This is a genomic window from Stenotrophomonas sp. RG-453, from assembly GCF_033843685.1.
Lineage (GTDB): Bacteria > Pseudomonadota > Gammaproteobacteria > Xanthomonadales > Xanthomonadaceae > Stenotrophomonas > Stenotrophomonas bentonitica_A.
Genome location: NZ_JAMYED010000027.1, coordinates 1 through 455 on the forward strand (window position 1 = coordinate 1; position 455 = coordinate 455).

At 63.3% G+C, this 455-nt stretch carries 1 pseudogene; it reads left to right on the forward strand.

Going from position 1 to position 455, the window contains the following annotated elements:
• Positions 1–455, forward strand: a pseudogene (locus NJD74_RS19605) (hypothetical protein); the annotation flags it as partial.

Below are 455 nucleotides of genomic sequence, written 5' to 3' on the forward strand. Positions count from 1 at the left end.
GGACAAGCTGTTCGCCCAGCTCGACAAGGCCCACGCGATCACGGTGCACAACGTCAAGCGCGAGCTTGGCGCCTATGCGACCGACGAGGAGGTGACGCAGCTCCTGGGCGTCGTCGGCGTCGAGGCCTATTGTGCCGCCGGCGGCCATGTCACCGAGGATCTGTTCGGGACCTCGCACATCATCAGCGACGATGTGCTGCTGAAGCAGCTGGCGCGGCAGATCCTGATCGCCAGATGCGAGGATCTGACCGCGGCGGGCTGGGGTTGGGCGGAGATCCTGTCCGACCTGCCGCAAAGCGCCCGGGCTTGGCCGACGTCGGAAGTCAAAACCGAAATCTACGAAGGCGACGAAGAGACACGCCTCCGCGAGATCCTCGCAAGGTTCAATGAGATCGAAGAGATGGACGAGGTCTCGGATGATATCGAGCAGGAGCAAGAGCGGCTCGGAATCGAGG